The sequence below is a fragment of the Microbacterium sp. genome (assembly GCF_003248605.1).
GTDB lineage: Bacteria > Actinomycetota > Actinomycetes > Actinomycetales > Microbacteriaceae > Microbacterium.
On the sequence record NZ_QFPF01000180.1, the window covers coordinates 1 to 1158 of the forward strand.

Sequence of the window (1158 nt, forward strand, 5' to 3'; positions counted from 1 at the left end):
ACCAGCCCGTTGAAGAGAATCGCGTCTTTGGTGTCGCGCTTCTTCTCGGCCTCGTGGAATAGCAGGAATCCCAACTCCTTCACCGCGTCGAGATTCACCCGCGTCTGAACTGAAGGAAGCAGGGAAGCGACCTGATCGGCTCCGTGCTTTGCCATCACCGCCGCAAGGCGAACCGTCGCCTCCCACACGCTGACGCGCTCGTCGGCGCTCACGTCCCATGCGCCTTCAAGCTGGGTCGGCGAGAGAAGTCGCGCCTTCCCGCCCTTTGCCTCGAAGATGCCCCCGCGCTCAAGCGCTCCGATCGACGTATCGGAAGAGCGCGCAAGCTGGTCAGCAATGCCGGAGTTCTCCTGGGTCCAGCCGTATTGGCGATACCACTTGACTGCGAACCGAGTGTCGGGATCGAAGTCCGACTCTTGCTCGCCGATTACTTCGTCCAGCGTGGCGTTTACGAGCAGGAGTGCGTCCTTCACACTCATGTCGGAGCCATCCGCCTCCCGCACCCGCGAGTACCGGGAGAACACGGATATGCCGGGTCCAATTGCCGCCTGCGCGAGATCGACGGGTGCAATCGCGCCCTGCATCAACGTGCGTAGCGCCTCTGGGAGCTCCGCCTTCAGTGCGGCCACGAACGCTCGTCGGGTCGTCGTAGGCGCATCGCTCGGGCGGGGGCGACAAGCCAGGACAATCGAAGAGGCCAGGGCGTTGGCATTTGAACCGATTAGCCTTCCGCTCATCTCGGTTCGCATGGGCCACGTCGCGGTTATCTCCCACCCAGAGTCAATGAGACCGTCCAGTAGCGTGTGCCAGCCGGTAGAGGAGGTCCCCTCGGCGTTGGCCTCCTGTTGCTTGTACGCGTAATAGACAGTCAGCGGGACATTCGGGTCTGCGCCCTCGCGGACTCGGGCAAAGACCGAGTTGAAGCCCTCGATGAAGAACTTCTCCGCTCCTGCTTTGCCATCATGTCGGTACGGATTAGCGACAAGCTCCTCGAACTTCGGAGTGAGCATAGTCCCAACCGTCTTCGAGTGGATCGTTGAAAGAGATCGTCGCAGCCAGACGTAAAAGAAGTCCGATAGGTCCGAGTAACCGATGTTGTCGTAGTAGGGCGGGTCGGTGGAGATGACGGCGCCCGAGTAGTCACGTGTCGAGGCATCC

Annotated in this window: 1 pseudogene; it reads right to left on the minus strand. The window is 61.3% G+C overall.

Annotated features, from left to right (window positions below):
• A pseudogene (locus tag DI573_RS14715) lies at nt 1–1158 on the minus strand (hypothetical protein); the annotation flags it as partial.